Source organism: Campylobacter coli, from assembly GCA_039516895.1.
Classification (GTDB): Bacteria; Campylobacterota; Campylobacteria; order Campylobacterales; family Campylobacteraceae; genus Campylobacter_D; species Campylobacter_D coli_B.
The window spans coordinates 999,353-1,018,457 of the sequence record CP154437.1 but is presented as its reverse complement, the minus strand read 5'-3'; the positions used below and the strand labels follow the sequence as shown (position 1 = coordinate 1,018,457).

19 protein-coding genes are annotated in these 19,105 nt (G+C 31.4%); 10 read left to right on the top strand and 9 right to left on the bottom strand.

Going from position 1 to position 19,105, the window contains the following annotated elements; genetic code table 11:
* The first annotated feature begins 121 nt into the window (after nt 1-121).
* Nucleotides 122-892, top strand: a complete 771-nt coding sequence (locus AAID94_05170; GenBank protein XAK23241.1) for a transporter substrate-binding domain-containing protein — start codon at nt 122-124, stop codon at nt 890-892.
* Between the two features lie 23 nt (nt 893-915).
* Here the strand turns inward: AAID94_05170 and fliP are convergent, their stop codons facing one another.
* Nucleotides 916-1,650 carry a flagellar type III secretion system pore protein FliP gene (fliP, locus tag AAID94_05165; GenBank protein ID XAK24785.1) on the bottom strand — a complete coding sequence of 245 codons (735 nt, stop codon included), beginning with the start codon at nt 1,648-1,650 and terminating at the stop codon, nt 916-918.
* Between the two features lie 149 nt (nt 1,651-1,799).
* Between fliP and glmU the strand changes: the two genes are divergently transcribed.
* The 7 genes from glmU to truA are packed head-to-tail and all read left to right on the top strand — an operon-like array spanning nt 1,800 to nt 8,041.
* Complete coding sequence (glmU, locus tag AAID94_05160) at nt 1,800-3,089, top strand: bifunctional UDP-N-acetylglucosamine diphosphorylase/glucosamine-1-phosphate N-acetyltransferase GlmU (protein XAK23240.1); 1,290 nt, start codon at nt 1,800-1,802, stop codon at nt 3,087-3,089.
* Entirely contained in the window at nt 3,086-4,243 is a 1,158-nt protein-coding gene (gene coaBC, locus AAID94_05155) for a bifunctional phosphopantothenoylcysteine decarboxylase/phosphopantothenate--cysteine ligase CoaBC (GenBank protein XAK23239.1), read from the top strand. Before glmU ends, coaBC begins: the two co-directional genes overlap by 4 nt.
* Nucleotides 4,240-4,857: a hypothetical protein gene (locus AAID94_05150; GenBank protein ID XAK23238.1), complete on the top strand. Its 618-nt coding sequence runs from the start codon at nt 4,240-4,242 to the stop codon at nt 4,855-4,857. Before coaBC ends, AAID94_05150 begins: the two co-directional genes overlap by 4 nt.
* A 2-nt stretch (nt 4,858-4,859) precedes the next feature.
* On the top strand, nt 4,860-5,528 hold the full coding sequence (uppS, locus tag AAID94_05145) for a polyprenyl diphosphate synthase (GenBank protein XAK23237.1): 669 nt from the start codon (nt 4,860-4,862) through the stop codon (nt 5,526-5,528).
* Nucleotides 5,518-6,297 carry a prepilin peptidase gene (locus tag AAID94_05140; GenBank protein ID XAK23236.1) on the top strand — a complete coding sequence of 260 codons (780 nt, stop codon included), beginning with the start codon at nt 5,518-5,520 and terminating at the stop codon, nt 6,295-6,297. The genes uppS and AAID94_05140 overlap by 11 nt, the downstream gene beginning before the upstream one ends.
* A complete protein-coding gene (locus tag AAID94_05135) occupies nt 6,294-7,319 on the top strand; it encodes an LptF/LptG family permease (protein XAK23235.1) in 1,026 nt (341 codons plus the stop codon). Before AAID94_05140 ends, AAID94_05135 begins: the two co-directional genes overlap by 4 nt.
* The gene (gene truA / locus AAID94_05130) at nt 7,316-8,041 is read left to right on the top strand and encodes a tRNA pseudouridine(38-40) synthase TruA (protein XAK23234.1); all 726 of its coding nucleotides are present in this window, start codon (nt 7,316-7,318) and stop codon (nt 8,039-8,041) included. The genes AAID94_05135 and truA overlap by 4 nt, the downstream gene beginning before the upstream one ends.
* Here the strand turns inward: truA and ilvA are convergent.
* Nucleotides 8,038-9,249 (bottom strand): threonine ammonia-lyase, encoded by a 1,212-nt coding sequence (gene ilvA / locus AAID94_05125; GenBank protein XAK23233.1) that lies wholly within the window; start codon nt 9,247-9,249, stop codon nt 8,038-8,040. The two genes, truA and ilvA, sit on opposite strands and share 4 nt — an antisense overlap.
* Nucleotides 9,243-9,662, bottom strand: coding sequence for a CoA-binding protein (locus tag AAID94_05120; protein XAK23232.1), 420 nt, complete (start codon nt 9,660-9,662; stop codon nt 9,243-9,245). The genes ilvA and AAID94_05120 overlap by 7 nt, the downstream gene beginning before the upstream one ends.
* 164 nt (nt 9,663-9,826) lie before the next feature.
* Between AAID94_05120 and AAID94_05115 the strand changes: the two genes are divergently transcribed.
* A complete protein-coding gene (locus AAID94_05115; GenBank protein ID XAK23231.1) occupies nt 9,827-10,237 on the top strand; it encodes a copper resistance protein CopD in 411 nt (136 codons plus the stop codon).
* Nucleotides 10,238-10,254: 17 nt separating this feature from the next.
* On the opposite strand, the gene trmA is transcribed toward AAID94_05115, so the two are convergent.
* The 5 genes from trmA to AAID94_05090 are packed head-to-tail and all read right to left on the bottom strand — an operon-like array spanning nt 10,255 to nt 17,653.
* Nucleotides 10,255-11,337 (bottom strand): tRNA (uridine(54)-C5)-methyltransferase TrmA, encoded by a 1,083-nt coding sequence (trmA, locus tag AAID94_05110; protein ID XAK23230.1) that lies wholly within the window; start codon nt 11,335-11,337, stop codon nt 10,255-10,257.
* Nucleotides 11,334-13,064 carry a Na+/H+ antiporter NhaC family protein gene (locus AAID94_05105; protein ID XAK23229.1) on the bottom strand — a complete coding sequence of 577 codons (1,731 nt, stop codon included), beginning with the start codon at nt 13,062-13,064 and terminating at the stop codon, nt 11,334-11,336. Before AAID94_05105 ends, trmA begins: the two co-directional genes overlap by 4 nt.
* The gene (locus AAID94_05100) at nt 13,061-13,810 is read right to left on the bottom strand and encodes an SDR family NAD(P)-dependent oxidoreductase (protein XAK23228.1); all 750 of its coding nucleotides are present in this window, start codon (nt 13,808-13,810) and stop codon (nt 13,061-13,063) included. The genes AAID94_05105 and AAID94_05100 overlap by 4 nt, the downstream gene beginning before the upstream one ends.
* Entirely contained in the window at nt 13,807-15,048 is a 1,242-nt protein-coding gene (locus AAID94_05095) for an ankyrin repeat domain-containing protein (protein XAK23227.1), read from the bottom strand. Before AAID94_05095 ends, AAID94_05100 begins: the two co-directional genes overlap by 4 nt.
* Nucleotides 15,049-15,106: 58 nt before the next feature.
* Nucleotides 15,107-17,653 carry a bifunctional aconitate hydratase 2/2-methylisocitrate dehydratase gene (locus AAID94_05090; protein ID XAK23226.1) on the bottom strand — a complete coding sequence of 849 codons (2,547 nt, stop codon included), beginning with the start codon at nt 17,651-17,653 and terminating at the stop codon, nt 15,107-15,109.
* 54 nt (nt 17,654-17,707) lie between these two features.
* On the opposite strand from AAID94_05090, the gene AAID94_05085 reads away from it, so the two are divergent.
* On the top strand, nt 17,708-18,184 hold the full coding sequence (locus AAID94_05085; GenBank protein XAK23225.1) for a methylated-DNA--[protein]-cysteine S-methyltransferase: 477 nt from the start codon (nt 17,708-17,710) through the stop codon (nt 18,182-18,184).
* Here AAID94_05085 and AAID94_05080 read toward each other — a convergent pair.
* On the bottom strand, nt 18,157-19,104 hold the full coding sequence (locus AAID94_05080; GenBank protein ID XAK23224.1) for a hypothetical protein: 948 nt from the start codon (nt 19,102-19,104) through the stop codon (nt 18,157-18,159). The genes AAID94_05085 and AAID94_05080 overlap by 28 nt on opposite strands.
* Between the last annotated feature and the right edge of the window lies 1 nt (nt 19,105).

Below are 19,105 nucleotides of genomic sequence, written 5' to 3'. Positions count from 1 at the left end.
TCAAAATTTAAAGATTTGGGTAAAATAGATTTGTAAAATTTGAGATTTTAAATTCATTTTCTTTCTAATAACAAAATAAGATAAAATTTGTATAATTTTTAAAATCAATAAAGGAGAAAAAGTGAAAAAAATATTTTATTTTTTAACTTTGTTTTTTGCTCTAAATTTGGTTGCAAAAGACTTGGTTGTAGGTATGGAGTTGGGTTATCCACCTTTTGAAATGAGTGATAAAGACGGAAAAGCAAGTGGGATTAGCGTTGATTTTTTGGAAGCTTTTGCTAAAGAAAATGATTACAAGCTTATAGTAAAAAATATCGCTTGGGATGGGCTGATACCAGCTTTAAGAACGGGTAAAATTGATCTTATTATGTCTTCTATGACAATTACTGATGATCGTAAGAAAGCTGTTGATTTTAGCATTCCTTATGCGCAAGCTAATTTGGCAATTTTAACTCCCCTAAATTCAGATATTAAAAATATCAAAGATTTGGATCAAAAGGGTAAAATTTTGGCTTTAAAGAGAGGTTCTACTGGACATTTATATGCAAATAAAAATCTTAAAAACGCTACGATACATTTATTTGATAAAGAAAATGCAGCTATTTTAGAGGTTATACAAGGCAAAGCAGATGGATTTTTTTATGATCAGCTTACTATTTATAGAACTTGGCAAAAACACCAAGATACCACAAGAGCGATTTTAGCACCTTTTCAAGAAAATCCTGAATTTTGGGGTATAGCTATACAAAAAGGAAACAAAGAGCTTAAAAAAGAACTTGATGATTTTATCACTCAAAGTAAAAAAGATGGACTTTTTGATAGTCTAGGAGAGAAGTATCTTAAAGAAGTTAAAGATACATTTAAGAAAGAAAATTTGCAATTTTTCTTTTAATTAAAAAAGGCCTTGAGCCTTTTTTAAGTTACAAAACTTTCTACCAATCTTTGAACAAGTAAATTCCACCCATCTACAAGAACAAAAATCAAAAGTTTAAAAGGCAATGAAATCATAACAGGAGGAAGCATCATCATCCCCATCGCCATCAAAACCGAACTTACAACCATATCGATAACTAAAAACGGCAAATAAATCAAAAAGCCTATCTCAAAAGCAGTTTTAAGTTCTGAAATCATAAAAGCAGGAACTAAAACCGTAAGCGGAACATCATCAATGGTTTTAGGGTTGGGAAGGTTGCGTATGCGATAAAATAAAGCTAAATCTTTTTCGCGTGTGTTTTTAAGCATAAAATCTTTAAAAGGTTTTACACCTCTTGCAAAAGCTTCTTCATAGCCTATTTGCTCTGCTAAATAAGGCTTGATACCTTCATTATAAGACTTTGTAGCCACAGGTTCCATTATAAAAAAGGTTAAAATCAATGCCAAAGTTACTAAGATTGTATTAGGCGGCATACTTTGAGTCCCCATGGCTTGACGCAAGAATGAAAAAACTACGATCAAGCGCAAAAAAGAAGTCATAACAAAGACTATACTTGGAGCTAGTGCAAGTATGGTTAAGACTATGACTATATTTAGGGTTGTAACAAGTTGATTAGGAGTATCAGGAGCACTTAGGCTTAAATTTACCGTAGGAATTGTTGCTTCGGCAGCGAAAATAACGCTAAAAAAACCGCTGATAAACAATAATGTTAAAATTTTTTTCAAAAATAAACCTTGATTAAAAAATGAAACTTAATTTTAACTTTTACTCACTAAAAAAGAGTTTAACTTGCTTTAATTTAGAGAAAAATTTAACTTTAAAATGTTAAAATTAAAATAAAATTATCCTCAAAAGGCTTTTTATAATGAAAACTTCCATTTTGATTTTAGCAGCAGGGCTTGGAACAAGAATGAAATCTGAAAAACCAAAAGTATTACAAGAGCTGTGTCAAAAAAGTATGATTTTGCATATTTTAGAAAAAGCTTTTGCTATAAGCGAAGATGTGAGCGTGGTTTTATCTCATCAAAAAGAACGCGTTGAAAAAGAAATTTTAGAGCATTTTCCCAAAACGCAAATTTTAGAACAAGATTTGATTAATTTCCCAGGTACTGCAGGTGCTCTAAAGGGTTTTACGCCTAAAAATGAAAAAGTTTTAATTCTTTGCGGAGATATGCCTTTGGTTGAAAAAACAAGCTTGGAAGCTTTGCTTCAAAGTGAAGGTGAGCTTAGTTTGGCTGTTTTTAATGCAAGAGATGCTAAGAGTTATGGAAGAGTGATTATTAAAGATGATCAAGTGGAAAAAATTGTTGAATTTAAAGACGCAAATGAAGAAGAAAGAAAAGTGAGTATTTGCAATGCGGGTGTATATGTGATAGAGTCTAAGCTTTTAGCACAAATTCTACCCCTTATAGATAATCATAATGCCGCAAAAGAATACTATCTAACCGATTCTATCTCTTTGGCTAAAAAACAAGGTGCAAGTATCAAAGCTGTTTTTGTAGATGAAGATGAATTTATGGGGATAAATGATAAATTTGAGTTAAACATAGCACAAAATTTAATGCAAGAAAAGATTAAAAAACACTGGATGAAACAGGGTGTGATTTTTCATTTACCACAAAGCACTTATATAGGAATGGATGTGGAATTTGTGGGTGAGTGTGAAGTATATGAAAATGTTCGCATAGAAGGAAAAAGCAAGATTATTAATTCTATCATTAAAAGTTCAAGTGTTATTGAAAATAGTATTGTTGAAAATTCTGATGTAGGTCCTTTGGCACATTTGCGTCCTAAATGCGAGCTAAAAGACACTCATATAGGAAATTTCGTAGAATGTAAAAATGCCAAGTTAAATGGTGTAAAAGCAGGGCATTTAAGCTATTTGGGAGATTGTGAGATAGAGAGTGGGACAAATATAGGATGTGGAACTATAACTTGTAATTATGACGGAGTTAAAAAACATAAAACCATCATAGGAAAAAATGTTTTTGTAGGCTCTGATACTCAATTTATCGCGCCTGTAAAAATAGAAGATGATGTGATTATTGCTGCTGGAAGCTCTGTTGATTGCAATGTTGAAAGCGGAGTTCTTTTTATCAACCGCGCAGAAAAAAAACTTATCAAAGATTATTTTTATAAGAAATTTCAAAAATGAAAAAAACCATACTTCTAGCCATAAGTGGTAGTATAGCTTTTTATAAAGCTTATGAGCTTATATCTTTGTTTAAAAAAGAAGGTTTTAGGGTAAAAGTCTTGCTTTCTAATGGGCTTTTAAAATTCGCTTCTAAAATGAGCTTTGAGGCTTTAGCAGATGAAATTTTATGCGAAGAGAATGAGAGCTGGAAAAACTCAAATAATCATATCGCTTTTAGTAAAGATGCGGATTTGATTCTTTTTGCACCTGCAAGTGTAAATTCTATCAACAAACTAGCCTTAGGAATAGCTGATAATCTTTTCATACAAACCCTAATTGCTACAAACAAGCCATTAATCATCGCTCCTGCTGCAAATACCAATATGTATCATCATTTTAGCACCCAAAATTCATTAGCCTTACTTAAAAAAAATCAAGCTTTGATTATAGAGCCAATTTCAAAAATTTTAGCTTGTAAAGATGAGGGTATCGGAGCTTTGGCTGAAGTAAAAGATATCTTTAATATAAGCAAAAGAGAGCTTTTAAAGCAATCATTTTGGTGCGATAAAGAAGTTGTCATTAGTGGTGGAGGGACAAAAGAAAAGATTGATAATGTGCGTTGTGTGAGTAATTTTTCAAGTGGAAAAATGGCAAAGGCAATCGCTGATGCGTTTTATTTTTTAGGAGCTAAAGTAACGCTTTTAAGTTCGGTTTATTTTGATACTCCTTATCCTCTTAAGAGTTTTGAAAGTTCGCTAGAATTAAAAGAATTGCTAGAGCAAAATTCAAACAAAGATTATTTAATCATGGCAGCAGCTGTAAGTGATTTTATACCCGAATTTAAAAAAGGCAAAATCAAAAAAAATGAGCATTTAGAGGGTTTAAATTTGCATTTAAGATTAAATGAAGATCTGCTTAAAAATTTAAATTTTAAAGGTAAAAAGATAGGCTTTAAGATGGAATTTGACGCTCAAAATGCTTTAGAAAATGCCAAAAAATCGCTCAATGATAAAAAGCTTGATATGGTTTGTCTAAATATCTTAGAAGAGGAAAATTATTTTGGAAGTTCCAAGAATGAAATTCATTTTATTACAGCAAACAAGATTGAAAAAAGCGGTTTAAAAAGCAAGGAAGATTTGGCTTTTGATTTGGCTTCTTGGTGTGAAAAAATATGAATATGATAAACTCAACCCTACCTATACAAATGAAGGTTTTAGCAAAATCAGGCTATGCGCACTATACACTTTTACTCAATCATAGGAAAATTCAAACCAAAAGCATGATAGAATTAGAAATCGGAGCTGAGTATTTAGCCGAGCTTTATATAGAAAAAGGCGGTGCGATCGCATTTAAGCATTTATCCAAAAGACCTGAATTTTATCCTTTTGAAGAGGGATTATCTTTGATAGTTGAAATTTTAGAAGGCAGGGTTGATTATAAAAAATATATTATTTCAAATCTTTTAGAATGCAAAGACAAAGAGAAGTATCATGTTTTAAAAGAAATGCTTTTTGCAAGTTTTGAAAATATCTATCATATCCCTTTTATCTTTGAGGGTAAAGCTTGTTTGTTTCAGATGAAAAAAAGAGTTAAATTTTTAGAAGTTTATCTTTATTTTAGCGTCTTTGGAGCTTTGAAAATTCTGATCGATGAGGGTGGAATTTCGATATTTACCCCATTTTTTAAGGTGCAAAAATTTTTAAATGAACAATTGAAATTTAATGTTTTGCAAGATAAAAATATACAACCTTTATTTGTATTTAAAAAATTATTTGATTTTAAAGGGTAATAATGAATGAACTAAAACATCTTGCTGTTGTAATGGATGGCAATAGGCGTTGGGCTAAGGCAAAAGGCTTTTTAGCAAAGCTTGGATACTCTCAAGGTGTTAAAACCATGCAAAAGCTTATGGAAGCTTGTGTAGAAGAGGGAATTTCAAATTTAAGCCTTTTTGCCTTTAGCACTGAAAATTGGAACAGGCCTCAAGATGAGATTGAATTTATTTTTGAGCTTTTGGATCGTTGTTTGGATGAAGCCTTAAAAGAATTTGAAAAAAACAATGTAAGATTAAGAGCTATCGGGGATTTATCAAGACTTGATACACATTTGCAAGAAAAAATAGCCCTTGTGGAAGAAAAAACTAAGCATTGTGATTTGCTTTGTGTGAATTTAGCTATCAGTTATGGAGCAAAAGATGAAATCGTGCGTTCAGTTAAGCGCTTGATTGAAAAAGGCTTGGAAATCAATGAAAAAAATATAAGCGATAATTTAGACTTGCCTTTAGATGTGGATTTGATGCTTCGCGTGGGAAATGCCAAAAGATTGTCTAATTTCTTGCTTTGGCAATGTGCTTATGCAGAAATTTATTTTAGCGAAACCTTATTTCCTTCTCTTACAAAAAGAGAATTTAAAAAAATCATAAAAGAATTTAGAAAAAGAGAGAGAACTTTTGGAAAATAATCCTATAGCTTTTTTGATTTTAGCTATTTTAGGAGCGAGCTTGGGTTCGTTTTGTATGAGTATGACAATGCGTTTTTGTGAAAACAAACCCTTATTAAGCTTGCGTTCTTATTGCTTTTCTTGTCATCAAAAACTTAAGCCTTTGGAGTTAATACCTATTTTTTCTTATATTTTTCTTTGTTTTAGGTGTAAAACTTGCCATACTAAAATCCCTTTTTATGTTTTTTTGGCTGAAATTTTGGGGATTATTTTTGCTTGGATTGCTTATTTATTAAGTCAAGATATGGTGGAATTTATCCATTTATTGATTTTTTTATTTGTTTTATTTGCACTTTCTTGTATAGATTTAAAATTTCAGGCTGTACCTCAAAAATTGCTTTGGTTGATTTTTTTTGTTGCATTTTCTTTTGCTTTTAATAGTGATGAATTTATGTATTTTTTTATATTTGAGAATTTTCAAAATGGATTTATGGTTCAGGCTTTTATTTTTGCTGGTTTTTTATTTTTACTTAAAAATTTTATAGCATTTATAAAGAATTTTAGAACAAAAAATATACAAGAAAATTTAGGTGATGCAGATATTATCATCCTTGCTAGTATGGCAGGGATTTTTGGTTTTAAGGGTGCTTTTATAATTCTTTTTCTTGCTTCGTTATTGTCTTTGCCTTTTTTTGTCTATAATAAAAATATAAAACTAGCATTTTTGCCCTTCATCAATGCTGCTTTTGTGATGTATTTGATATATTTGATTGTTCAGGAATTAATATGAAACTTGCTTTAAGATATGTTTTAAATCAATTTTTAAGTACAAATTTATCGATTTTTTTTGTGCTTTTTACTATAGTTTCGATGGTTTTTTTTATACAACTTGCCAAGCTTACTTCTAGTATAGAGATTAATTTTGTAGATTTGCTTAAATTGTATGGCTTTATGTTGCCAAGAATTCTCATTTTTACCTTGCCTATAGCTTTTTTTATCGCTCTTGCTTTAGCTCTTTTTAGACTTTCTAGAGAGAATGAAAGTATAGTATTATTTACCTTGGGATTTTCACCTAAAATTTTGGCTAAGTTTTTTTTAAAAATTGCTGCTTTAGTAAGCGCACTGATGCTAATCATAGCTTTGGTTATGATACCTATAGTGTTTGAATTGCAAGATAATTTTGTGAATTTTAAAAAAACTCAGGTTAAATTTAATTACAAAACGGGCGAATTTGGACAAAGATTTCTTGAATGGATGATTTTTATTGAGAGACAAGAAAGTGATAGATATGAAAATATCATCATGTATCATCCAAAACGCAATATAGAAGACAAAGAGCAATTGATTATCGCAAAGGAAGCGATAGTGCAAAAAAATGAAGACAGCTTTGCTTTTAAGCTTTCTAATGGCAAAATGTATAATTTTGAAAATGATCAAACGCTTTTTATTGGAAATTTTGATAAGCTCATAGTCAATACTCAATTTGATAATCAAAATTTACAGACTAAAAAATTTTATGAGTATTGGAATGATTTAAATACAAATCCCCAACGCGCGAAAGAATTTGTAATTTATGTAACCATAGCATTATTTCCACTTGCAAGCACGCTTTTTGCTCTTTCTTTTGGCATAGTAACTTATCGTTATGAAAAAGGCTTTATTTATTTTGGTATGTTTGGAGTTATTGCTGTATATTTTGGGCTTTTAAGCTCTTTTTCACAGCCTCCGATTTTAGCTTCTGTTGGAATCTTTATCTTAAGTTTTATCGCGTCTATTGTTTGTTTTAAAAAGATGATTTTGAGTCGTTATTGATGAAATTAAAAATTGTTTTTTCCTATGATGGATCGAAATTTTTGGGTTCAGCTACCCAACCTCATAAAAAAAGCGTTCAAGATGCCTTACAAGATGCTTTAAGTCATCTTGGAATTTTTTCCGCTGTATTGATGGCTTCTCGTACTGATAAGGGGGTGCATGCAAGCTATGCTGTTGCCTGTGTGGAATGCGGGGAGCATTTTAGGGATTTGAACTATCTTAAAAAGCAAATCAATAAATTTTCTCATCCTTTCATACATGTTAAAAATTTAAAAATCATGCCTTCAAATTTTGAAGTAAGATACAATGTAAAAAGCAGAGAATATCGCTATATCTTTTATCACGGAGCTTATAATCCTTTTTTGGCTTCTTATGTTCATTTTTATCCTTTTATCGATATTTTAAAGGCTGATCTTATTTTGCAAAATTTTGTAGGTGTTAAGGATTTTAAATTCTTTTGCAAAAGCGGAGGGGATAATAAAACAACTATCAGGGAAATATTTTTAGCTAAAGCGTATTCTTATAAGGAATTTACTATTTTTCGTTTTAAGGCTAATGGTTTTTTAAGAGCACAAATAAGATTAATGGTTGCTAGTGTTTTAAAAGTTTTAGAAAATAAGATGAGCGAGGAAGAGCTAAAAGAGCAAATCGAAGCTAAAAAACAATACAATCATTTTTTAGCCCCGCCTTGCGGACTTTATTTGAGTAGAATTTCTTATTAGAAAGTTTCGTAAAAATCAAAACCTTTATCTTTTAAGATATTTCTAACTTCTTCTTGATGTTCTTTGCCTTTGGTTTCTAAGGTGATAGAAATCATAGCATCGCCATAATCAAGCTTGGTTGAAAACCTATCATAATCAATCTTAACTATATTTGCATTGGCTGATTTCAAGCTGTCTGTAAGATTGAGTAAAGCTCCTGGTTTATCGATTAAAGTAACATTGATTTGCATTTTACGATAAGCTTTAAAAAGACCTTTTTCTATGATGATGTTTAGCATTTGTACATCAATGTTGCCACCACTTAAAACAACGCCTATTTTTTTAGAATTCTTTATATCGATTTTTTGATGAAGTAGGGCGGCCACACTTGCAGCACCTGCGCCTTCGACTATGATTTTATGTTTTTCAAGTAAAAACAATACCGCATTAGCAATTTCTTCATCATCTACTTGAACAAATTCATCTACGCACTTAAGAATAATGCCTAAATTAATCGGATTAGCATCGCGTACAGCAATACCATCTGCTATAGTGCGCACACTTTTAGAGTTTTTAACCTCTTTTGCTTTAAAACTATCATGCATTGCAGGAGCTCCTTTGGCGCCTACTGCAATAATTTTGATATTGGGATTAATCTGCTTTGCAGCACTTGCTATACCGCTAATAAGCCCACCACCCCCAACAGGAGCTATGATAGTATCAAGATCGCTTATATCATCAAGCATTTCAAGCATAAGTGTGCCTTGTCCTGCCATCACAAGTTCATCTTCAAAAGGGTGGATAAAGCTCAATCCATTTTCTTTTGCATAGTTTGTTGCAAAGGCATAAGCTTCATCAAAATTATCACCCTTTAAGATGACTTCCGCGCCTAAATTTTTGGTAGCAGAAACTTTTAAGAGCGGGGTGGATTCGGGCATTACGATTATGGCTTTTGTGCCAAATTTCTTTGCACTTATAGCAACGCCTTGAGCGTGATTTCCAGCACTAGCAGCTATAACTCCTGCTTTTTTAGCTTCTAAGTCTAAATTGGCTATTTTGTTATATGCGCCGCGAATTTTATAAGCTCCTGTAATTTGCAAATTTTCATTTTTTAAATACACCTCACTTTTGCAAAGTTCGCTTAAAAAAGAAGAATGTATAAAAGGGGTTTTGCTTACAAAATCAGCAATTTTTTGTTTGGCTTGATAGATTTTATTTAGTTCTAGCATTTATTTATCCTATCTTGATAAAGTGGTAATTCGCGCATAATGCACTTATCTTGTATAAAATTAATCTTTAATTTTTCGCATTCTTTAGCAACTTCATTGTTGCAAATTCCAAGTTGTAGCCAAAAATTCTGAATTCCTTTCTGGATAATACTTGGCAATAATGAAGAAGCAAATTCACCTTTGCGAAACATTAAAACAAGATCTATTTTTTCATCGATATCATCTAAACTTCGATAAACGCGTTCGCCTAAAATTTCATCACATTTAGGATATATAGGATAAATTTTATAATTATTTTCTTGTAAAAATTGTCCTATCATAAAAGAAGGCTTGCTTTCATCGGGGCTAAGTCCTACTATGGCAATGGTTTTTGTATTGTTGAGTATTTTATCTATGATTAAATTTTCATCCATCGTTGTTACTTTATATAAAAATTTTAAAAATTTAATCATAATCTTATTTCGCTTAAAAATAGATTTTAATTTAAAAATATATTTATATAAAATTAACTAAAGTGAATTTTTTAAAAATCAAAAATTGCTACAATTATTAAAAGCTATTAAAAAAGGAGTGAAATATGGCTCAAGCTTATCCTTATATTTTAATCATTCATCTAATCTGTGCAATCTTCTTTGTAGGTTATTTATTTGTCGATATTTTTATACTCAATACAATTAAGAGAAAAAATCCAAATTTTGATAAAAATCTTTTTTCTTCCGTGGGTGTTAAGATTATGCCTTTTATCGTATTATTGCTATTTTTAAGTGGTGGTGCGATGATAAGTTTTCATCTTAATCCTTTAAATTTAATTTTTTTGATAAAATTGATTTTAGCCTTTAGTATTTTATCTTTAGTGGTGTTTTCTTTATTTTTTCATTTTGTGCTAAAGAGAAAAAATCCTTTAACGCGTTTTATACATCCTTTTGTTTTTGTGCTTTGTATTTTTATCGTGATTTTGGCTAAGTTGATGAATTATTATTTTTTATAATTTATCAACTTTCAAATTTAAGATTGTTTAGAATGCAAAGATTTTAAAAGTACTCCGCATTCTAAATGTGGAGTATTGACAAACTGATCAAAAAGTGCAAATTTTTCAACCCTGTGCGTAAGAGCAAGTTCTTTTAAATTCTCTTTCAAACTGATAGGATTACAAGAAATATAAATGATGTTTTCATAATTTTTAATTAAATCGATCACACTTTTATCAAGTCCTGCACGCGGTGGATCGACTAAAATATGAGAAAAGTTAAAATTATCTAAATCAATATCTTTTAAGCGAAAAAATTCTCTTTCTTTTTTTAAAGCTTGGGATAATTCCTCGCTTGAAAGCCTTGCAAAATGGATATTTGAAATATTGTTGATCTTGCAATTAAGCAAGGCAAAATTAATATTGCTTTTTGAAATTTCAGTAGCCAATACTTTATCGAAAAAAATTGCTAAGGCTAGAGTGAAATTTCCATATCCACAATAAAGCTCAAGCAAATCTTTTCTTTCTTGAGCTTGTAAATTTTCACATACCCAAGTTATCATTTTTTCATTGATAGAGGTATTAGGCTGTATGAAGCAATCATTGTTAAATTCATAAAATATTTTTCTACCCTGTATATCAAGTTCTTGTCTTAAATTTTCTTTTTTGAAAATAAGTTTTTTACCTTTGCTTCTTGCGATTAAATTTGCATCAAGTTCTAAGCTTAAATTATTTAAATCATCACAAATAAGCTCTATGTTTTTATGATAAAGTAGAGTGGTGCTCAACTCATTTTTAGTTGCTAAGAACTCTACACCGAAAAGCTTTTCTTTTAAATTTACATTACTACGAATTTGTTTTAAGAGTTTAGGCATAAAAGCGGTGATTTTTTCATCTGCAAAATCTAAGCTTTCTATGATGATCTTCTTTTTATTTTCAAACATCGCATAATAAATTTCATCTTTGTCATGATAAAACGAAAGCTCCGCTCTTGTGCGGTAATGTTTATCTTTAGAAGAAAAAAGCTCATAATTTCCTTGATAAAAATCTTTGAAAAATTCTTCTATAAAAAAAGCCTTTTCTTCTAAATTTGAAAAATTGCCAAATTCTTGGAGGCTCATGAAACTTTCTTTCCGATAATTCTAAGCAAAAATGCAATAAGAATTAAATTCAAAGGAAGAACCAACCATACACTAAGCCCTAAAGAAACAGGTATGTATCCAGCAAATAAAGAAATCACACAAATAAATAAAGCATAAGGAATTTGAGTACGAACATGCTCCATATGATCACATTTTGCACTCATTGACGAAAGGATTACATTGTCTGAAATAGGCGAACAATGGTTTCCAAAAATGGCTCCAGTTAAAACGCAACTTATATTAATCACCATATAATGATGTATTGCATCCATATCCATTGCATTTATTTGTGCAACTTTATAGGCTAAAGGCACTGCCAAAGGCATTAAAATACCCATAGTTCCATAGCTTGTTCCTATGGCAAAAGAAATAACTGAAGCAAAAGCAAAAATGGTAGCAGGTAAAATAAATTCAGGTAGTTTATCAGCTAGCAAACTCGAGATAAATTCTGGAGTTCCAAGCTCTTTTACTATGCTTGAAAGCGACCATGCAAACAAAAGTAAAACTATGGTAAAAATCATAGTTTTCCAACCATATATCCAAGTTTCAACTGCTTCTTTAAAATTAAAAATCTTGCGATACACCCCAATAAAAATTGCCACAATAGCAGCAAATAAAGCCGCTTGAAAAAGCACCACTGAAGAATTTGCGTTTCCAAAGGCTAGCCTAAAAGTTTCAAAAGACAAAGGATTTGCATTTGCTTTTATTAATTCTTCGCCTTTTAAGGTGCTCAATCCATTAAAATAAAATCCAAGTATGGCTAAAATAATTAAAGTCAAAATAGGAATCGTAGCATCTAATGCACGAATTTTAATACCTTCTTTTGGAGCTAAAAATTGATCTTCAAATTCTGCGGTATCTAGGGTACCTGATTTTGGTAAAGGAGCGATTTGTCCCGTGGTTCTTGCTCGAATTTCAGCCTTTAACATAGGACCAAATTCACGCCCCATAAGTGCAGTCATTAAGACAAAGAAAAGCATAAAAATATTGTAAAATCTATAAGGTATGGTTTCGACGAAAACCCCAAAAGCGCTGATATTGCTAATGCCTATATCCTCATAGGCATTTTTGATTAAAGATACTTCTAAACCTATCCAAGTAGAAATCACAGCAATCCCTGCGACAGGTGCAGCTGTAGAATCAATAACAAAAGCAAATTTTTCACGAGAAATTTTAAATTTATCCGCCAAAGGACGCATTATAGGTCCTACGATGAGCAAATTAGCATAATCATCAAAAAAGATTAGTAAGCCTAAAAACCAAGTATTTACTTGTGCTGATACTGCTGATTTTGCTCTTTTTGCAAATTTTAAAGCCACGGCTTTTGCACCGCCCATTTTTGTAATCAGTGCAACAAGCCCACCTATACATAAAATTTGCAAGATAATACCGGCATTTACTGGATCTGAAGTTGATTCTAAAATATAAGAAATAATTTTTGAAAAAGAATCTATCGCAGTATTATAAAAATGAATAAAACTTAAGCTATCGGCTTGAAAAATATTAGAAGCAAGACTGAGCAAGAAAGTTCCGCTTAAAACTCCTGCAAAAAGAGATAAAATCACATCTTTTGTAATAAAAGCTAGAGTGATAGCAACCAAAGGGGGTATAAGAGTAAAAACCCCAAATAAATTTGCATTTGCTGTAGCTTGATGTGTATTGGCAAATGCAATCAAAGGCAGTAAAAAAAATATTAAAAATCTCATTGATTTTGCTCTATATAAAAGCCATTCCAAGTTTGAGTAACGGGCATTAGTTCTATTTCATTGACATTGATATGGCTTGGCAGATTGATGATGGACATCACTACTTTTGCTATATCTTGCGCGCTTATGTATTGTGTCCCTTCATAAACCGCATCTGCTTTTGCCTTATCTCCTTTAAAACGCACTTCGCTAAATTCTGTTTTACAAAGACCCGGGGCTATATTTGTAACCTTGATATTTTCACCTCTTAAATCATTTCTTAAGGCTCTAGAAAATTGTCCTACAAATGCTTTGGTTCCGCAATATACATTACCACCAAAATAAGGATTTTTAGCGGCCACAGAGCCAAGATTGAAGATATAAGCACTTTTTTGTTTGCGAAGTGTAGGAATGATCGCTTTTGCTACATATAAAAGACCTTTGATATTGGTATCAACCATAGTATCTATATCTTCTATACTTAATTTATCAAATTCATCTATACCAAGAGCCAAGCCGGCGTTATTGAAAAGCACATCTATTTCTTTAAATTCGTTAGGTAAATTTTCAACAGCATTAAAGATTTCTTCTTGCTTTCTTACATCAAGACAAAGGATGTGAATTTGATCTTTGTATTTGGCTTTTAATTCATCTAAACGATCCTTTCTTCTTGCTAGTGCAATGACTTTGTATCCTTCTTGTATAAAAGCTTCAACACAAGCATATCCAAAACCAGAACTTGCTCCTGTGATAAATGCGGTTTTCATTCTAGACTCCCTCCATAAATTAAATTTTCATTTGCTTTTAAACCTAGGCTTTGTAAATAATCAGCATTATCTTTTTTATTAGCTGCTAAGGCAAAATCTAAAGCATTAAAACCTAAATCATCTACTTCGTTGATATTGGCACCTTTTGCAATAAGCATTTTTAAAATTTCCACATCTCCATAAGCGGCTGCGTGCATAAGAACATTTTTAGAAGTATGCTCTAAAGCACAAAAGGTGATAAAATAAGGAGTATTTCCACCTATATTTGCGCTTAGGGCTAATTTTTCATTATCGTTAATGTATTTTTTATTAACATCGGCACCATATTCTAAAAGCAATGAAACAATATCTTTGCGTTGAAATTCTATGGCATAAAATAAAGGTGTCTTACCAAAAGTATTGGCACTATTGACATTTAAACCCAATTCTAATAAAAATTTAGTATTATCATAGCTTTCTAGAGCATAAAATAAAGCATTTTCATAGCCCTCATCAATCCTAGCGCCCAAACGGATTAAAAGATTTAAAATATCTTTGTTGCGTTGGTTTAATAAGGCTGCTTGAAGTCCTATAGTAAGCTCATCTCGGTTGAGATTATTAGAATAAATAAAATCTTGGATATAGCTTATTGAATGATTTTTATTGGATAAAACTTTTGCCAAAGGACTTATATCTTTATGAATTTTAGTTTCTCCTACAGCCCAATTTAAAAATTCATTTAAAGCATTGGTGGTATAGTAAATATCGCTACCCTTATCAAATTTAAAATTATTTTCAAAATATTGCTCTAAGGGCTCTATGGCATTATTATATTCTTGCCAAAATTCTTGATAAAGTCTGAAATTTCCTATACTTTGATACGCCCAATACCTAAAATAAGATCTTAAAAGAGTGTATTTTTTTTCTAAATTTTCAGGAGTATCTAAACCTTTTTGATACTCTATGGGATCAATAGAAATTTTTAAAAGCAAAAAATCAAATTGTTGAAGTTTTGGAAAATATTCAACACCGCTACAAGCAGCATTTCCACCACGAATTTCATTGGCGAGTTGATAAAGTCTTTTAGTAAAAGCTTGATTTTTTAAAGAAAAATCACAAGTAGAAGCAATATCAAGATAGTCTTGTTTTGGACTATCTTGAAAAATTTGGGCTTTGTTATTTTTTATATAATCACAAGTAATTGAATTTTCGGCTTTTAAACCTAAAAAACAACAAAATAAAATAAATAATAATCTCAATTTTATCCTTTGAAAATTTTAATCTATAATTTTAACCCAAATCTGCTTTAAATTTGGATTAATTGTCTAGTTTAAAATTATCAATTTCATTAAAATTAAGATATTTGTAAATATTTGCTTTATGCGCATCGCTTAATTTATCGCTTACGATTTGCAAATATTCTTCTTTGCTTGGAATTTTACCTAAAATCGCACAAACTGCTGCAAGTTCAGCACTTCCTAGATACACCTTAGCACCCATACCCATACGATTGTCAAAGTTTCTTGTTGAAGTTGAGAAAACAACAGCGCCATCATTTACTCTTGCTTGATTTCCCATACATAGCGAACAACCTGGAACTTCTATTCTTGCGCCAGCAGAACCAAAGATACTATAATATCCTTCTTTGGTGAGTTGTGCTTTATCCATTTTTGTTGGTGGAACAACCCAAAGTCTAGTTTTTAACATACCTTTATCTTTTAGAATTTCTCCTAAAGCTCTATAATGTCCTATATTTGTCATACATGAGCCTACAAAAACTTCATCGATATTTTTTGGGCGATTAGCATCTGCTAAAATTTCACTTAAGGTCGCCACATCATCAGGATCGTTAGGGCAGGCTAGAATTGGCTCTTTGATATCATTAAGATTAATATCAATAATATATGCATATTTTGCATCTTTATCTGCTCTTAAAAGAGTAGGGTTTTTAAGCCATTCTCTCATTTTATCTGCTCTTCTAGCAAGAGTAGCTTTATCTTCATATCCTGCTTCTATCATCGCTTCTATAAGCGAAATGTTTGATTTAATATATTCGCTTACACTTTCAATACTTAAATCAACGCTACAAGCAGCAGCGCTTCTTTCCGCGCTAGCATCGCTTAGCTCAAAAGCTTGTTCTACTTTTAAATTTGGCAAGCCTTCAATTTCTAAAATTTTTCCTGCAAAAATATTCTTTTTATTTTTCTTTTCAACGGTAAGTTGTCCTTGTTTGATCGCATAATAAGGTATAGCATTTACAAGATCTCTTAAGGTAACTCCAGCTTGTAGTTCTCCACTAAAACGCACCAAAACACTTTCAGGCACATTTAAAGGCATAGAGCCAGTTACTGCGGCAAAAGCTACAAGTCCACTTCCTGCAGGAAATGAAATTCCTATAGGGAAACGAGTGTGAGAATCTCCACCTGTTCCTACTGTATCAGGTAAAACAAAACGGTTAAGCCAAGAGTGGATTACTCCATCGCCTGGTTTTAAGCTTACTCCACCACGACTTGTCATAAAATTAGGTAAAGTTTTGTGTAAATTTGAATCGCTAACCTTTGGATAAGCAGCAGTATGGCAAAAACTTTGCATTACAAAATCCGCATTAAATCCTAAGCTTGCAAGCTCTTTAATCTCATCTCTTGTCATAGGACCTGTGGTATCTTGAGAACCTACGGTAAGTGTACGAGGCTCTATATACATACCTGGACGCACACCTTCAACTCCACAGGCACGCCCTAGCATTTTTTGAGCTAAAGTATATCCACCGCTTGAAGCTTCAGGTTGTTCTGGCTTAGTAAAGATATTTTCATTTTCCATTCCTAAGAATTCTCTAGCTTTAGCACAAAGTCCACGACCTATGATAAGTGGAATTCTTCCTCCTGCTCTAACTTCATCTAAGATGGTATTTGGGCTGAGTTTAAACTCTGCGATAACAGAACCATTTTTTATAATCTTTCCTTCATAAGGATGAATTTCAAACTCATCTCCCATTTCTAGATTAGATACATCACAAATAATAGGCAAAGCACCGCTATCTTGAGCTGTGTTAAAGAAAATCGGAGCTATGGTTGAGCCCATTACTATACCACCACTATGTTTGTTTGGTACACCATCGATTTCTTTTCCTAAATGCCATTGTATAGAATTGATCGCAGATTTTCTACTTGAGCCTGTACCTACTACATCACCTACATATACGACTTCGCGACCACTTTTTTTGAGTTCTTTGATTTTTTCTAAAGAACCTGCTTGTCTTACTTTTAGCATAGCATTAGCATGTAAAGGGATGTCACTTCTTGTAAAAGCATCTCCAGCAGGACTTAAATCATCTGTATTGGTTTCTCCTGCTACTTTAAAAACTACGCATTGAATCACTTGAGGTAATTTTTCTTTTTTATTAAACCAATCTGCATTTGCCCAACTTTCCAAAACAGCTTTAGCATGCTTATTGCTTTTGCTAAGTTCTGCTACAGTATGGAAATTGTCATGGACAAAGATGATATTTTTAAGCACTTCTGCTGCATCACTTGCTATGCTTTCATCTTTTAATGCATCGATTAAAACTTTTACATTGTAACCACCTAGCATTGTTTCAAGCATTTTTAAAGCAAGCTTTTTATCTATGGCTGGAGCTTGAATTTTATTTTTTAAAATTCCATCTAGGAATTCACATTTTATCAAGGCTGCATCATCAACGCCTGGATTAACGCGATTTTGCAATAAAGATACTAATTTTTCATCATTTTGGGTTTTTAAAAGTTCACAAAGTTCTTTGGTTTGTTCTGCATTTAAAGGAAGGGGTGGGATACCCAAAGCTGCTCTTTCTTCAACAAGCTTATTGTAATCTTGCATAAAAGACATTTTTTACTCCTTAAATATTTTTTAGTATAATTTTAGCCATTTAAAGGATAAAATATGTTTAAAGTTTATTATAAAATACCATTTTGTTACTTATCTCTACATAGCAATGGAGATTTCTTAACAAAAATCGACTTTTGTGATCGCTTGGGTATTGAGAATACTTGTCCCCTGCTTGAATTTGCTAAAGAAGAACTCAGTCTTTATTTTGCCAAAAAGCTTCAAAAATTTCAAACGCCCTTATGGATACAAGGAAGTGAATTTGAACAAAAAGTATATAAAGAATTGATAAATATCCCTTATGCAAAGCTTGTTACTTACAAAGAAATAGCTATAAATATCAACCACCCCAAAGCTTTTCGTGCGGTGGGCAATGCAAACTCTAAAAATTTAATTCCTATTTTTATTCCTTGTCATAGAGTGGTAGCTAGCAATGGTTTAGGTGGATATAATGGCGGTCTTGCTATAAAAAGATTTTTACTAGAATGCGAGGGAGTTGATTTAAATCAGTTTAAAAATAAGCTTGGAGATTGATTTTCTTCATTTTTAAATTCACGCTCAAAAGCTTCATAATCTTCTAAAAGTAGGCAGTATTTAAAATTTTTTAAGTTTTTAAGATCTAAAAGTTTATCGTATGAAAAATCACAAAATAATGAATTATGCAAAGCGGTTTTAAAACCCTTTATATTTTTAAAATTTTCTTGCCAAAAATCAAAGGTATTTTGATTGCTTACGATGATAAATGCTCTTGCACTTGAGCCAAATTCAGAAATATTAAAATTTTCATCCATGAAATAAATTTTAAAATCATCTATTTTATTAAAATCAAAACTCATTTTTGTATTTTTTTCTTTGAGATAAAACATAATTTTTGCAAAAATTTTGGCATAAATAAAGGGAAGATTTAAGTTTTTAAAATACAAATTATCGCAAACTAGAGTCGTAAAAAAAAAGCTAGAGCGAGAAAGTAGGGTAAAATTTGCTTCTTTTAAGACTGTTAAAGATGCACAAATTTGAAGCAAATAATTCTCATCGCTAAAACAAAAAATTTCACCCTTTTTAGCCTTGATAAGTGAGTTAAAATCTACAAATATATTTCCTTTTAAAATGTTTAAAGAAAATGCTTTGCAAATTCCTAATTCATAAGCTTGTAGTGCTAAAAATTCACACTCTTTTTCTTCACATAAAAAACGCAAGAGTTTGGTTAAGGCTGATTCTAAATTATCCACCTGAAGATAATAAATTTCTTTATCATCAATACAAAGCTCATGCTCTGAAATAATAGCAAATGCACCTTTTTGCACTGCTTGGATTATCTCTTTTTGATTGTTACTAAAAAAAGCGAAACCATTTTTAAGCTCATGAAGACTTAAAGCAAAGCCTGTAACGCTTAAAACACTGCCTTCATTGAGCATATTTGCATGAATGAGTTCGCTTAGATTGCTAATATTCATC

Coding starts and splice junctions, on each gene's coding strand:
- trmA (XAK23230.1), bottom strand. CDS start 11,337: ATGAGCCTCCAAGAATTTGGCAATTTTTCAAATTTAGAAGAAAAGGCT.
- AAID94_05120 (XAK23232.1), bottom strand. CDS start 9,662: ATGGATGAAAATTTAATCATAGATAAAATACTCAACAATACAAAAACC.
- uppS (XAK23237.1), top strand. CDS start 4,860: ATGAATGAACTAAAACATCTTGCTGTTGTAATGGATGGCAATAGGCGT.
- AAID94_05085 (XAK23225.1), top strand. CDS start 17,708: ATGTTTAAAGTTTATTATAAAATACCATTTTGTTACTTATCTCTACAT.
- AAID94_05135 (XAK23235.1), top strand. CDS start 6,294: ATGAAACTTGCTTTAAGATATGTTTTAAATCAATTTTTAAGTACAAAT.
- AAID94_05100 (XAK23228.1), bottom strand. CDS start 13,810: ATGAAAACCGCATTTATCACAGGAGCAAGTTCTGGTTTTGGATATGCT.
- glmU (XAK23240.1), top strand. CDS start 1,800: ATGAAAACTTCCATTTTGATTTTAGCAGCAGGGCTTGGAACAAGAATG.
- ilvA (XAK23233.1), bottom strand. CDS start 9,249: ATGCTAGAACTAAATAAAATCTATCAAGCCAAACAAAAAATTGCTGAT.
- AAID94_05090 (XAK23226.1), bottom strand. CDS start 17,653: ATGTCTTTTATGCAAGATTACAATAAGCTTGTTGAAGAAAGAGCAGCT.
- AAID94_05150 (XAK23238.1), top strand. CDS start 4,240: ATGAATATGATAAACTCAACCCTACCTATACAAATGAAGGTTTTAGCA.
- AAID94_05080 (XAK23224.1), bottom strand. CDS start 19,104: ATGAATATTAGCAATCTAAGCGAACTCATTCATGCAAATATGCTCAAT.
- AAID94_05115 (XAK23231.1), top strand. CDS start 9,827: ATGGCTCAAGCTTATCCTTATATTTTAATCATTCATCTAATCTGTGCA.
- coaBC (XAK23239.1), top strand. CDS start 3,086: ATGAAAAAAACCATACTTCTAGCCATAAGTGGTAGTATAGCTTTTTAT.
- AAID94_05105 (XAK23229.1), bottom strand. CDS start 13,064: ATGAGATTTTTAATATTTTTTTTACTGCCTTTGATTGCATTTGCCAAT.